Source organism: Alterirhizorhabdus solaris (assembly GCF_007785815.1).
Lineage (GTDB): Bacteria > Pseudomonadota > Alphaproteobacteria > Sphingomonadales > Sphingomonadaceae > Alterirhizorhabdus > Alterirhizorhabdus solaris.
In genome coordinates, this window is sequence record NZ_VNIM01000146.1 from 1 (window position 1) to 7,071 (window position 7,071).

Sequence of the window (7,071 nt, forward strand, 5' to 3'; positions counted from 1 at the left end):
TTTCCGGGGAGGGGATGACGGCACAACCGCCGGCGTGGCCGCGCCGTTCCCGGAACGAAGCGCGGCGGCATCGCGTTCATCGGGCAGGAAGGAGGCGTTTCGCCCGCGATGCTCTGTTACGTCGATGATGAACTGCCGGGCATCACCCGCCGCAAATCGGGAAGCCACTGGGCCTATTTCAGCCCCAGGGGCACACGCATCAAACGCCGTTCCGAGATCGATCGGCTCAACGCCATCGCCCTGCCGCCCGCCTATCGTGACGCCTGGTTCTGCCCGTCCGCCACCGGCCACATCCAGGCGGTGGGATGGGACGAGAAGGGCCGCAAGCAATATCGCTACCACCCCGATTTTCGCGCCCGGCAGGAGGCCGACAAGTACGACCGGCTTACCGACTTCGGCCGCGCGCTGCCGAAGATCCGCGCGCGCGTGGAAGCGGACCTCGCCGGGCGGGCTCTCGGCAAGGATGCGGTGCTCGCCGCGGTCGTCCGCCTGCTCGATCTGGGCCGCGTGCGGGTAGGGAACGAGGGTTATGCGCAGGCCAACAAGAGCTTCGGCGCCACCACCCTGCGAACCCGACACGCGACGGTGAAGGGCAGCCGGCTGAAGCTGGAATACATGGGCAAGAGCGGCAAGATGCAGCGGCTGACGATCGAGGACAACCGCCTCTCGCGCCTCGTCCGTCGTTGTGCCGATCTGCCGGGGCAGAACCTGTTTCAGTATCTCGCCGGGGATGGCGCACCGCATCCGGTCAGCTCGTCCGACGTGAATGCATGGCTGCGCGACGCGGCGGGCGGGCGCGCAATAACCGCCAAGCATTTCCGCACGTGGGGGGCGAGCGTGATCGCCTTCCGCACGTTGATCGAAGCGGGCGGCGCGCTGCCGTTGAAGGCCATGCTGGAGCCGGTGGCGCAGGCGCTGGGCAACACGCCGGCGATCGCGCGAAAATCCTATGTTCATCCCGCACTCATCGCACTTGCCCATAACAAGGGCTGTGCGCCGCTGGAGGGGCTGAAGCTCCCCCGCGCGACCCGATATCTCTCCGGTCCCGAACGGGGGCTGATCGCCTTTCTCGACGAACTGGCGGACGCCCCGGGCCAAAACGCATCCGAGGCTGCCTGACCCCATGACCACCAAGACAGACGCCGCCGCGGCGAAAGCCGCGACCTTGCCCAAGATCCCGCCGATCGATCGCCAGATCGAACTGTTCTGGCAACAGAGCAGCGAGTGGGCATCGGGCCATATCGTCCAGATCATCGCCGGTTGCGTGATCGCGGTCGTGATCGTGGCGATCCTGCTGGGGGTGAAGGCGCTCGGCGTGCGGATGTGCCGCACCGATGCGACGCACACCCAGTGGCGCACGGTGATCGGCCGCGCCTTCTCCAAGACGAAGCTGTGGTTCATGGTGGCGGTCGCGGCCGAGCTGGTGTCCGGCTATGCCGAGGCGCCGGGCGCGGTCGCCTCCACGATCCGCTTCATCTTCACCATCGCCACCACGTTGCAGGCGGCGATCTGGGCGCGCGAACTGATCCTCGGCATCATCGAGCATCGCGCCGGCGGCACCGAGGAGCACAGCGGCCTCGGCAGCGCGATGGGCATCATCCGCCTGCTCGTCACGATCGCGCTGTTCGCCATCGCGACCATCCTGATCCTCGACAATCTGGGCGTGAACGTCACCGGCCTCGTGGCGGGTCTGGGCATCGGCGGCATCGCCATCGGCCTGGCCGCGCAGGGCATCTTCTCCGATCTATTCGCGGCGCTGGCGATCCTGTTCGACAAGCCGTTCCGCCGGGGCGATTCGGTACGCTGGGATACGACCTCGGGCACGGTCGAGGCGATCGGGTTGAAGACGACGCGGGTGCGCGCGCTGACCGGCGAGGAGGTGGTGATCTCGAACGCCAACCTGCTCAACAAGGAACTGCACAACATGGCCCGGCTCGATCGCCGCCGGCATGTGCTGACGATCGGCGTGATCTACCAGACCCCGCCGGAAACCTGCGCGAAGATCCCCGAGATGATCCGTGCCATCGTGGAGGGCCAGCCCAAATGCACGCTGGTGCGCTGCGGGATGACCGCCTTCGGTGCCTCCAGCCTCGATTACGAATTGCAGTTCGACGTGCACTCGCAGGCCTATGAGGAGGTCTTCTCCGCCCGAAGCGCGGTGTGCATCGCCATCCTGAAGGCGTTCAACGAGGCCGGTATCGAATTCGCCTACCCGACCCAGACCAGCTTCACCGCCGCGCCCGATGGCCGCGCGGTGATGCCCTATCCTGAACAGACCCGTCTCGTGGCCGACCATGATCTGATCGTGCACGGCGAGCCGAAGGGCGAACGGGCGCCGGCGTGATCGGGCGCAGACATGAAAAGACCGCCGGGGCGTGTGCCCCGGCGGTCCCGACATGGTCAGCGGCCGGAAGTGCCGGCCCGGGAGACCCTGCTGCCTTAGGCGCGCATCCCCCGAACGGACTGAACCGACCCCAAAACTGAACCATGAGACATCGGATCACCTCCTTTCGCTAAATTGACGACAGGCGGAATGTGCGTGATCCCCCGCCGATCCGCAAGGGCCACGCGATGATTTTCCGTCGCCCGATCGGGGCGGATCATCGCTATCCCCGGCAGTCCTCGATCACGCGGGCGAACTCGGGCCACACCGGGATCACCAGCCGGGGCGTGGCGGTGACGGCGATGACGAACCGCCCCCGGCTGAACGCCATCCGATCCAGGAAACCGTCGTTCGCAGGCACCGTCGCCACCAGCGCGGCGGGCGGCCCGGCCACGGGCACGGCGGCCAGCGCGCGGTTGCCGGCGGAGGTGGTGACCGCCATCGTGGCAGGCGCCGCACCCGCTGCCGCTCGAGCGAACGACACGGTGCGCGCGGCGCGATCGCACCGGACGACGAACGCGGCCGCGCCGGGCGTGCCGAACCGCGCGACGGAACCGGCGGGGTCATAGCGCCAGTCGCCGGGGGTCAGGGGAATATCGCGCCAGTCGGTCGTCTTCGGCGCGGCCGGGGTCACGACGGGCACCGGGATCGACGGTGGCGGCGCGGGCACCTCCTTGGGGGCCACGCAGGCGGCAAGCGCGATGAGGCCGGCGAGGGGAAGCAGCGGGGGGGCGAGGCGGGGGAAGCTGTGCCTGGGCCTTCATGGACAAGGTCGCCCGCCAACGGAAGCGCGCAACCATCCATCATGGCGCTCTTCACGCCGCCTGCGGCACGCCCTGCCGCCGGCCACGATGCGATTTCGCGATTGGGGGCGCGGCAACCGGCCTGCGCCGGGATGCGTGCGGCTCCCGCTACCCCGCCCGGTTGCGTTTCTCCGCCCGCGCCGCCTTGGCCTTGCCGTAGCGGGTGGTGCGGGTGCCGGGCTTGCCGCTGATCGCGTGCGCCTTGACCGGCGCCTTGTGTTCGGAAGGCGGCAGGCCAAGCTCCTCCTGCTCCAGCTTGCGGATCTCGTCGCGCAGGCGGCCGGCCTCCTCGAACTCCAGATCGGCGGCGGCGGCGCGCATCCGGCTCTCCAACTCCTCGATGTAGCCGCGCAGATTGTGGCCCACCATGTGCGGGCGTTCCTCGATGCCGGTGTCCACCGTCACCTGATCGCCTTGCGACAGATGGCCGACGATATCGGCGATGTCGCGCCGGATCGTGGCGGGGGTGATGCCGTGCTCGGTGTTGTACGCTTCCTGCTTCTCGCGGCGGCGGCTGGTTTCCGCCATCGCCCGCTCCATCGATCCGGTGACGCGATCGGCGTACAGGATCACCTTGCCGTCCACGTTGCGCGCGGCGCGGCCGATCGTCTGGATCAGCGAGGTTTCGGAGCGGAGGAACCCCTCCTTGTCCGCGTCGAGGATGGCGACCAGCCCGCACTCGGGGATATCCAGCCCCTCGCGCAGCAGGTTGATGCCCACCAGCACGTCGTACACGCCCAGCCGCAGGTCGCGGATCAGCTCGATCCGCTCCAGCGTCTCCACGTCGGAGTGCATGTAGCGCACTTTCAGCCCGGCCTCGTGGAGATATTCGGTCAGATCCTCGGCCATCCGCTTGGTCAGCGTGGTGACGAGCGCGCGGTAGCCGGCCTTCGCGGTCAGCTGGCACTCATGCACCAGATCGTCGACCTGGCTTTCGATCGGGCGCACCTCCACCGGCGGATCGATCAAGCCGGTCGGGCGGATCACCTGCTCGGTAAAGGCGCCGCCTGTCTGGTCCATCTCCCAAGGGCCGGGGGTGGCCGAGACATAGACGGTCTGCGGGCGCATCGCCTCCCACTCGTTGAACCGCAGCGGGCGGTTGTCGATGCACGAGGGCAGGCGGAAACCATATTCGGCGAGCGTGATCTTGCGACGGTGATCGCCGCGCGCCATGCCGTTGATCTGGCCGATCGTCTGGTGACTCTCGTCGACGAACAGCAGCGCGTTCTCGGGCAGATACTCGAACAGGCTGGGCGGCGGCTCGCCGGGCAGGCGGCCGGTGAGGAAGCGGCTGTAATTCTCGATGCCGGCGCAACTGCCGGTCGCCGCGATCATCTCCAGATCGAAGTTGGTGCGCTGCTCCAGCCGCTGCGCCTCCAGCAGCTTGCCTTCCAGCACCAGCTCCTTGAGCCGCTCGGCCAGCTCGAAACGGATCGCCTGCGCGGCCTGCTGCATCGTCGGCCCGGGCGTCACATAATGCGAGTTGGCGTAGATCCGCACGCTGGGCAGTGCCGCCACCTTCTTGCCGGTGAGCGGATCGAACTCGGTGATCTCCTCGATGTCGTCGCCGAAGAAGGCGATGCGCCACGCGGCATCGTCATAGTGCGACGGGAAAATCTCCAGATTGTCGCCGCGCACGCGGAAGGTGCCGCGCGCGAACGCCTGGTCGTTGCGCTTGTACTGCAACGCCACCAGCTTGCGGATGATCTCGCGCTGGTCGACCGTCTGGCCCTTCTTCAGGTCGAAGATCATCGCCGAATAGGTCTCGACCGAACCGATGCCGTACAGACAGGACACCGAGGCGACGATCAGGACGTCGTCCCGCTCCAGCAGCGAACGGGTGGCGGAGTGGCGCATCCGGTCGATCGATTCGTTGATCGAGGATTCCTTCTCGATGTACGTATCGGATCGCGGCACATAGGCCTCGGGCTGATAATAATCGTAGTAGCTGACGAAGAACTCGACCGCATTGTCGGGGAAGAAGCTCTTGAACTCGCCATAGAGCTGCGCGGCGAGGATCTTGTTCGGCGCGAGCACCAGCGCCGGGCGGTTCAGCTTTTCCACCACTTTGGCCATGGTAAACGTCTTGCCGGAGCCGGTGACGCCCAGCAGCACCTGATCGCGCTCACCCGCCTGCGCCTGCGCCGAAAGCTCGGCGATCGCGGTCGGCTGGTCGCCCGAAGGTTCATAGTCGGAGACGATGCGGAAGGTCTTGCCGCCCTCGCCCTTCTCGGGCCGGACCGGGCGGTGGGGGACGAAGGACTGCCCGGTTTCGGGTTCCTCCAGCGACGTGCGAATCTGGATTGCCATCGCGAAGGGATATGGGAAGTTGCGGAGGGTGGCGCAACGCCACGCGAGCGGGTCGCGCCATTACGCGAGACGATTCGAAGCGCGTAGTTCTGCTGCTCGTGCCCTTTGCCATGCCTACTCGACGGCGGGCAGCATGCTCGATGCGGCGTGGTCTGCCGAAGGGCGGGCAGACCACGCCAACCGTGAGCCGGTGCCTGCACGGGAAAACCGGCGGGGGCCGGCGAGCCCGAAGACGGGATGACGTGAGAAACCTCCGGCCGCTCATCCCGAGGCGCCATCGAGCCTGTCGAAGCGGCGTCTCGAAAGAGAGTGGCAGCCACACCCTTCGCGACGGGGCTTCGAAAGGCTTGGTCCCTTTTCAGGATGAGCGGGCGGGTCTCACGTCATCGGACTTCAGTCGCCGATGATCGCGCCGGCCGTACCGCCGATCACCGCGCCTTCGGTGGTGCCCAGGCCGGTCGCCTTGCCGACCACCGCGCCGCCCGCGCCGCCGATCAGGCCGCCCGCCGTCGAACCGCGCGAACAACCGGCGGTGGCGAGGCCGGCGACGAGCATCAGGGCGGTGGCGAGGCGGATGGAACGGGTGCGCATGGGATTTCTCCGGGGTTGGAATGACCCGGGGCGAACGAGATGGCGCAAGGCCCGGTTCCCCCGGCATTTCAACGCAATGGCCCGGCAATCGACCGGCAACATACCCTCAGCGACGCATCACGAACCGCACCTTGCGCTGGCGGAAATCGAGCGACACGCGGCGGAAGGCCTCCAGCACGTCGCTGCCCAGCAGCATCGCCGGCCGTTGCGACAGGCCGAACAACGCGAACGGCGGCGCATCGGTGAACGCCACCCGCACCCCCTCCAGAATCAGCCCGCCGATGTGCAGTTCGGGCAGGGTCACCTGCCGCGCGACCACCGCCTGACCGGTCACGCTGACCAGCGTCACGAACTCCTCGGGCGGCGGCCGGCGCCCGCGCAGCACGCGGGCGAGCAAGGCGGAATTGCCCATCGTCAGTTCCGCGCCGCTGTCGATCACCGCATAGACATCTGTGCCGTCGATCGCCACGCGGGTGAGGATCAGCTGGCCCTTGTGGCGGCGGGCGGTGACGACGATCTCGTCTTCCGCCATGGCCGGCGCGGGCGTGCGCGCATCCTCCACGGTGATCGTCCGCCGCTCGTAGTCGAGCATCAGCCGCTGCCCCGCCAGCGCATCGATGCCCAGCAGCCCGTCCGCCCCGATGAAATGCTCGGGCAGCGACGGGGCGGCGATGTCCTCGATCATGCTGTCGCCCACGTCCAGCCGGTCGATCCGTACCGTCTCCACCCGACTGGTGCCGGCCGTGTCGTGCAGGCGGGCAGGGTCGCCTGCGGGCAGGCCGAGACGCGCGGCGAGCGCGGTGCCGATCACCGAGCGATCGGCGCCGCTGTCCACGACGAAGCGATACGGCCCGGTGCCGTTCACCCGTACCGGCACGGCCATGCGCGCCGCCATCCGTCGCGCGGCCAGCGGATCGCCCGTCACTTCCAGCCCGTCGTCGAGCATGGCGGGGGCAAGGGGCGGCGGCGGTTCCGGCGCCGCCC

At 68.1% G+C, this 7,071-nt stretch carries 6 protein-coding genes; 2 read left to right on the forward strand and 4 right to left on the reverse strand.

Going from position 1 to position 7,071, the window contains the following annotated elements:
- Window positions 1-108: 108 nt before the first annotated feature.
- Window positions 109-1,119 (forward strand): DNA topoisomerase IB, encoded by a 1,011-nt coding sequence (locus FOY91_RS20015; RefSeq protein WP_145155653.1) that lies wholly within the window; start codon window positions 109-111, stop codon window positions 1,117-1,119.
- Window positions 1,120-1,123: 4 nt separating this feature from the next.
- The gene (locus FOY91_RS20020) at window positions 1,124-2,344 is read left to right on the forward strand and encodes a mechanosensitive ion channel family protein (protein ID WP_145155655.1); all 1,221 of its coding nucleotides are present in this window, start codon (window positions 1,124-1,126) and stop codon (window positions 2,342-2,344) included.
- 262 nt (window positions 2,345-2,606) lie between these two features.
- On the opposite strand, the gene FOY91_RS20025 is transcribed toward FOY91_RS20020, so the two are convergent.
- The 4 genes from FOY91_RS20025 to FOY91_RS20040 all read right to left on the reverse strand — a co-directional run.
- Window positions 2,607-3,068, reverse strand: coding sequence for a hypothetical protein (locus FOY91_RS20025; RefSeq protein WP_238995812.1), 462 nt, complete (start codon window positions 3,066-3,068; stop codon window positions 2,607-2,609).
- Between the two features lie 226 nt (window positions 3,069-3,294).
- Entirely contained in the window at window positions 3,295-5,496 is a 2,202-nt protein-coding gene (uvrB, locus tag FOY91_RS20030) for an excinuclease ABC subunit UvrB (RefSeq protein ID WP_145155659.1), read from the reverse strand.
- A 393-nt stretch (window positions 5,497-5,889) separates the two neighbouring features.
- Window positions 5,890-6,087, reverse strand: coding sequence for a hypothetical protein (locus FOY91_RS20035; RefSeq protein ID WP_145155661.1), 198 nt, complete (start codon window positions 6,085-6,087; stop codon window positions 5,890-5,892).
- A 106-nt stretch (window positions 6,088-6,193) separates the two neighbouring features.
- The coding region (locus FOY91_RS20040) for an aspartyl protease family protein (RefSeq protein WP_145155662.1) at window positions 6,194-7,071 on the reverse strand (878 nt) is incomplete at its 5' end.